We start from the raw sequence: 5,841 nt of genomic DNA, 5'->3' as shown, positions 1-5,841 counted from the left end.
CCGGCATCAGCCGGCAAACACCAGCGACTGGTGCGCCGCGACGCCCGCCATGGTGCCGTCACCCACGGCCAGCGCCACCGAGCCGCCAAAGCGCGCGGCGTCGCCGCAGGCAAACACACCCGGCACCGTGGTGGCCTTGAGCGCGTCGGTTTGAATCACCGCGCCCATAGGGCCTTGGGCAAATTCACAGCCCAGCGCGGCCGCAACCGGGCTCTGGACGGCAGAACGCGGGATGGTGAACAGACCGGCGAATGCCAGCACCCGGCCGTCCTGCAGCAGTACATCGGAATGACCGGTGATCTCCCGCACCGCGCAGGGCTCTATCGTGACGCCGCGGGCCTGCAATTGCGCCCGTTGCTGTGCGTCGGGCTCGAAGCTGCCGTTGAGCAACAGCGTGGTCGCGCCCCAGTCCGGCAGCAGCAGCGCGTGGTGCAGCGACAGCGCCGAAGTGGCCAGCACGCCGATCCGGCCCTGCTGCAATTCATAGCCGTGGCAATAGGGGCAGTGAAACACATGCCTGCCCCAGCGCTGCGCCAGGCCCGGCACCTCTGGCAGCGTATCGACCACGCCGCTGGCCAGCACCAGCCGTTGGGCGGTGCGCGGGGCCCCGCCTTCGATATCGACTTCGAAGCCGCCTTCGCGCTGGCGTGCATCCAGGGCGCTGGACGCCAGCCATTCCACCGTGCCATAGGCCAAGACCTGCTCGCGGGCCACGGCGGCGATATCGGCGGCCTTCATGCCGTCCTGGGTCAGAAAGCCATGGGAGTGATCGGCAAAGCGGTTGCGGCGCTGGCCTGCGTCGATGACCAGTACCTTGCGGCGCGCACGCGCCAGGGGCAGTGCGGCGGCCAGGCCGGCGTAGCTGCCGCCAATGATGATGACGTCATAAAGCATGCAAACTCCTTCAAGAAACTTTTGATGTTTCATGATACGCATTCAGCAAAATTCACGCAACCTATAATGCTTCATGACTTCTGCCCCACGAGCACCCCATGAGAAGCGATAGCCGCCTGTCGCGCATGCTGCATGTGCTGCTGCACATGGCGCGCCAGGACGCGCCCTTCACTTCGGAGCAGCTCGCGCAGATGCTGGCCACCAACCCCGTGGTCGTACGCCGCACCATGGCCGGCTTGAAGAAGGCCGGCTACGTCCAATCGGAAAAAGGCCATGGCGGCGGCTGGAAGCTGTCGTGCGATCTCGCCGCGGTGTCGCTGCTCGATATCCACGAGGCCGTGGGCGGGCCGCGCATCTTTGCGATTGGCAACACCACCGACAACCCCGAGTGCGGTGTCGAGAAAGTGGTGAACGCGGCCCTGGACGCTGCGCTGGCCCAGGCCCAGGCCTTGCTGGTGCGGCGGCTGGCCACGGTCAAGCTGAGCGATCTGGCGCAGGAATTCGATGCGCTGTGCGACGCCAAGTCAGCGCACGCCCATCACGCCCCAGGTTGACGTTCGCCCCGCATTGGTTAGCATCGGCTGGTCGCAACCTGGGAGGTTTCCATGGAAAAGTGTGCATGACTGATATCTGTTGCCTTGCTGGCCGGCTGTGCGGGGCCCGCGATGCAATCCTCACGGCCCGCAGGCGCGAACGCCGAAGCCGCTGCGGCCGCCACTGCAGCCTGCAAGAGCGCACTGGCATTGAGAAGCGGCGTCAATGCGATCTATGTGCTGCCCATCTCCCACGCGCCTTATGGCAACGGGCAGGAAGTCTTTCTGAGCCTGCACCAGGCGCAATGGCTTTGCACCACCGATGCGCGCGGCAATGTGGACCGGCTTGAACGCCGCTGAAAACGCGCCACCACGCCGAGATTTTCCGTACTACGCGGGCCAGCCCGTGGCCCTGCGCGCTGGCGGCTGGAGCCTGCTGCTGCTGAGCGTTCTGGCCGGCTATGCGGTACTTCTCTGGATGCCCGCCGCCGCACCTGGAAGTGCGCTCCTGTCGCGCCTGCTGTTCGCGGGATTGCCGCTCGCCTGCCTCGCATGGCTGACGGGGCGTGACGTCAAGGCGCTGTTCGGGCCGTTTGGCCTGCGTGAGGCCGCGCTGTGCATCGGCGCCGCGCTGCTGGCCATCATTGCGTCGTCCTCCACCGCGCTGATGGTGCAGGCCTTCGCGCGCTACACGCCCAATGCCCTGGTGCTGGCCAGCGCCAGCCTGTCGTTGCCAGACTTCGTGCTGCAGCTGCTTTCCATGGTGCCGCAACTGCTGGGCGAGGAGCTGCTGACGATACTGCCCTTTCTGGCGATTCTCCAGCTGGCGTCGTCGCGCTGGGGCTGGGGGCGGCGCCGCGGCATCGCCCTGGCCTTGCTCGGATCGACGCTGATTTTTTCTGCCGCCCATCTGCCCACCTACGATGGCAATTGGGCCCAGTGTTTCGGCGTCATCGGCGCGGCGCGCGTGGTGCTGACGCTGGCCTACATCGCCACGCGCAATCTGTGGGTGTCGACCGGCGCCCACATTCTCACGGACTGGACGGAGTTCACGCTGGTGTTCCTCGTGGGCCCCGACAACGCCGCCTGAGGCATGGAGTGCGGCACCAAACCGCGCAAGAAGTCCTTAGGCCTGTCCTACATCGGTGCGTCCCGGGCCATCCATAGCATGTGCTCACCGCAAGGAGGGCCGCATGGGAAAGATCGTCAGGCTGATCAGTGCCGACCAGACCACGGCGCCCGATGCGCGCGGGCATGTGGTGGGTCTCGAAACCGCTGAAGGCCGGCGACGGCGCCGGGATTTTCCGTACTATGCAGGCCAGCCCGTGTCGCTGGGCATGGGCGCCTGGACCCTGCTGCTGCTGAGCGTTCTTGCCAGCTATGCGCTCGTGAGCTGGGTCCCTTTGTTCAGCATCTTCGACCTGTTCCTGTCACGGCTGCTGTTCGCGGGGATTCCGTTCGCCATCCTGGTCGGGCTGGTGGGGCGTGATTGCCAGGCGCTGTTCGGGCGTTTCGGCCTGCGTGAAGCCGCCGTGTGCATAGGCGCCGGGCTGCTGGCCGTCGTCGCGTCAATCGGCGCCGCGCTGGGCGTGGGTGAATTCGCGCCCCTCAGCCCCAACCCCGTCGCCGAGTTCCTCGCCACCCAGCCGCCGCGCGAATTTGTGCAACTGCTGCTGATTCTGCTGCCCCAGCTGCTGGGCGAAGAATTGCTGACCATGCTGGCGTTTCTGGCGATTCTCCAGCTCACGGCATCGCACTGCGGGCGGCGCAGCAGCATTGCGCTGGCCTTGCTGGGATCGACGCTGCTGTTCTCGGCCGGCCATCTGCCCACTTACGACTGGAACTGGGCACAGTGCTTCGGCGTCATAGGCGCGGCGCGCGTGGTCTGGACGCTGGCCTATATCGCCACCCGCAGCCTGTGGGTGTCCATAGGCGCCCACATTCTCACGGACGGGGTGGCGATCATGCAGGCCTTCCTCGCCGCACAGATTTTTCCATGGGCGATCTGAGGCAGGCCAGGGCCATGCAGTAACTGTATTTATATACAGTTGCCCGCAAAAAGCGCACTATCCGCCCCTTTTTTCCTGACCCGCATGGCCCAGTGAGAAATGCGTGCCATACCGTTTTCCCCTCGTACCGCCACATTGCGGCGCGTGTGCTGCCGCACCAGGTGCACAAAACACGAGGATGGCAGGAATACTGTAATTAAATACAGTATTTTACAAAAAGCACCTGCGCCCCTCCCCCGGTTTTGACCGCAGGCAATTGCCCGCGCATGTGGCGCAGGCCGTATGGCGCGGCACGCAAGCCGGCGCAGAGGCCTGGCGCATCTGTTTGGCATGTGCCGCCGCTTCACGCAAGGCCTGCTGCCGCTTGTCATCTCCGCCGAGCGCAAATCCGGTAGATCAAGTACACGCAGCTCAAGCTGATGACAGCCCATGGAAGATACCGGGACAGGGAGACAAATTTCCAGAGCGCGCCTTCACCCACGTACGAGGGAGAGTGAAGAAGGGCCAGGTGAAGCCATAGCGAGGCCGCCGCTGCGCCCCCAATGCAGGTGAACATCACTTTTTCTGCCCAGGGCTTGAACGCGTAGTGCAAGGCGATCACGGCGAACCCAAGGTAGCAAGCCAAGGAAAACCACGCCAGGCCATTGAATCTCTCACTCCCTGCAGGAGTGAGCGTATGCGCCCAAGACTGGAGGGCCGCAATCATTTCGCTGAAACTGAAGTCCATGTGTGCCTGTTGCATTGAAGCGTAATCAGGCATTGTCCAGCATCTGGCTGCCGTGGCCTTCGCCCAGGAAGCCGATCTGGATGCGCGGCTCTATCACCGTGTTCCCGCAAAAACCGCATTCGCTGGCCCCGCCCGCCTGACCCCAGCCAGCGCACAACAGGACACAAAAGCCAAACGGGTCGATATACTGTGGTTAAATACAGTACTCCACCATGACTACCTCAGCCCACATCCCGTCCTCCCCTGCCGACTTCGACCGCTGGCAGCTGCCCGCGCATGTGGCGCAGGCCGTATGGCGCGGCACGGAAGTCGGCGCCGCGGCCGGGCGCGCGCTGCCCACGGGCTTCGAGGTGCTGGACGCCGCGCTGCCCGGCGGCGGCTGGCCTACCCAGGGCCTGAGCGAAGTGCTGCTGGCCCAGGCCGCGCTGTGCGAATGGCGACTGCTCGCGCCCGCGCTGCCGGGCTTTCTGGCCGGGCGCGACAGCCGCATCTATCTGATCGCGCCGCCCAAGCCGCCGAATGCCATGGGCCTGGCCCAGCTGGGTCTTGCGCCGCAGCAGTTGGTATGGATCGACGTGAAAGCACCGGCCGACAGCCTCTGGGCCGCGGAGCAGCTGATCAAGTCCGAAGCCGCTGGCGCCGTGCTGGTCTGGCTGCCGCAGGCGCGGCCCGAGCAGATTCGGCGCTTGCAGGTGCAGGCGCTGCACTGCGATGCGCCGGTGTTCGTGTTCCGCCCCGAAGCCGCGTTGCGCGATGCCTCGCCCGCGCCGCTGCGTGTTTCGGTCGCGCTGGGCAAGAGCTGGGGCATCGATCTGCGCATACGCAAGCGCCGCGGCGCCAGCGCCGACGAGGTGCTGCACCTGCGCGCGCTTCCCGCCAACCTGCAATCCATTCTTCCTCCCCGGCTGCACGAGCTGCAGACGACCGAGGTCCAACGAGAGGAGGTGTTCCATGCATTGGGCCAGCCTCTTGCCGCTGCACAGCGCATCGCCCATTGACGCGCAGTCGCTGGCCGTCTGGGCGCTGCAGTTCACGCCGCGCGTGGCCCGGGTCGAGGAAGCGGTATTGCTCGAAGTCGAAGCCAGCCTGCGCCTGTTTGGCGGTGCCGAAAGCCTGCACGCGCTGATCGAAGCCGGCGCCCAGGAACTGGGCGCGCATGTGGCCTGGGCGCCTACCGGGCTTGCGGCGCTGGCCTTTGCGCGCCAGCGCGCAAATTCGACGTTCTTGCGCCAAGGCCTGGCCGACGGCTGGTCGCGCCCGTTGGAGCAGTGGCTGGATGCCTTGCCTTTGACCAGCCTCAGCGCCGTCGCGCTGCACCAGGCGACGCTGGCGCGCGTGGGCTGCCGCACGCTGGGCCAGGTGCGCGCGCTGCCGCGCGGCGGCATTGCACGGCGCTTCGACGCCGCGCTGCTCACGGCCCTGGACCAGGCCTACGGCCTGCGGCCCGAAACCTATGCCTGGGTCGGCATTCCCGAGACCTTTCATGCGCGGCTGGAGCTGATGTCGCGCGTGGAGACCGCGCCCGCGCTGCTGTTCGGCGCACGCCGGCTGCTGCTGCTGATGGCGGGCTGGCTGCGCGCGCGCCGGCTGGGCGCCACGGCGTTCACGCTGCGCTGGTGCCACGACAGCATGCGCTCGCGCGCCGCGGGCACGGGCGGCGAGCTGACCATACGCACGG

The 5,841-nt window shown here is 66.3% G+C and carries 7 protein-coding genes; 6 read left to right on the top strand and 1 reads right to left on the bottom strand.

Annotated elements, in window-relative coordinates:
• Positions 1–6: 6 nt before the first annotated feature.
• Positions 7–894 (bottom strand): FAD-dependent oxidoreductase, encoded by an 888-nt coding sequence (locus KHY18_RS26690; RefSeq protein ID WP_213307413.1) that lies wholly within the window; start codon positions 892–894, stop codon positions 7–9.
• A gap of 98 nt (positions 895–992) precedes the next feature.
• On the opposite strand from KHY18_RS26690, the gene KHY18_RS26685 reads away from it, so the two are divergent.
• The 6 genes from KHY18_RS26685 to KHY18_RS26660 form a co-directional block, all read left to right on the top strand.
• On the top strand, positions 993–1,448 hold the full coding sequence (locus KHY18_RS26685) for an Rrf2 family transcriptional regulator (protein ID WP_213307412.1): 456 nt from the start codon (positions 993–995) through the stop codon (positions 1,446–1,448).
• Positions 1,449–1,559: 111 nt separating this feature from the next.
• Complete coding sequence (locus tag KHY18_RS26680) at positions 1,560–1,787, top strand: hypothetical protein (RefSeq protein ID WP_213307409.1); 228 nt, start codon at positions 1,560–1,562, stop codon at positions 1,785–1,787.
• Entirely contained in the window at positions 1,774–2,517 is a 744-nt protein-coding gene (locus KHY18_RS26675) for a CPBP family intramembrane glutamic endopeptidase (protein ID WP_213307407.1), read from the top strand. Before KHY18_RS26680 ends, KHY18_RS26675 begins: the two co-directional genes overlap by 14 nt.
• Before the next feature lie 103 nt (positions 2,518–2,620).
• The gene (locus tag KHY18_RS26670; RefSeq protein ID WP_213307405.1) at positions 2,621–3,436 is read left to right on the top strand and encodes a CPBP family intramembrane glutamic endopeptidase; all 816 of its coding nucleotides are present in this window, start codon (positions 2,621–2,623) and stop codon (positions 3,434–3,436) included.
• A gap of 939 nt (positions 3,437–4,375) precedes the next feature.
• Positions 4,376–5,161, top strand: a complete 786-nt coding sequence (gene imuA, locus KHY18_RS26665; RefSeq protein ID WP_213307403.1) for a translesion DNA synthesis-associated protein ImuA — start codon at positions 4,376–4,378, stop codon at positions 5,159–5,161.
• A partial coding sequence (locus tag KHY18_RS26660; RefSeq protein ID WP_249729408.1) for a Y-family DNA polymerase occupies positions 5,115–5,841 on the top strand: 727 nt, incomplete at its 3' end. The genes imuA and KHY18_RS26660, both read left to right, overlap by 47 nt.

The sequence above is a fragment of the Acidovorax sp. CCYZU-2555 genome, from assembly GCF_018413525.1.
Taxonomy (GTDB): domain Bacteria; phylum Pseudomonadota; class Gammaproteobacteria; order Burkholderiales; family Burkholderiaceae_C; genus Comamonas.
This window is presented reverse-complemented; position numbering and strand designations above follow the sequence as displayed.